This is a genomic window from Salinimicrobium oceani (genome assembly GCF_012037645.1).
The window spans coordinates 1-290 of sequence record NZ_JAAVJR010001575.1 but is presented as its reverse complement, the minus strand read 5'-3'; the positions used below and the strand labels follow the sequence as shown (position 1 = coordinate 290).

Here is a 290-nt window from a genome sequence, read left to right as displayed (position 1 = left end):
ATAGCCTGTGGCGACCACTTTGGCACCTCTGTCATGGCCGTCCTGTCCCATTTTTGCGATCATAATCCGAGGTCTGCGACCTTCCTGTTCAGCAAAAAGGTTTGCCATTTCCCGTGCTTTTTTAAAGCTGGGATCTTCTTTTATCTCTTTTGAATACACGCCGCTAAAGGATTGAATTTTTGCTTTATACCTTCCAAAAACTTCTTCCAAAGCATCGCTTATTTCACCTAATGTTGCCCGTTCGCGGGCGGCTTCTATCGCCAGCGCCAGCAGGTTCTTATCATTAGTAC

The 290-nt window shown here is 46.2% G+C and carries 1 protein-coding gene; it reads right to left on the bottom strand.

Annotated elements, in window-relative coordinates:
• The coding region (locus HC175_RS23125; protein WP_479685272.1) for a methylmalonyl-CoA mutase family protein at positions 1–290 on the bottom strand (290 nt) is incomplete at both ends.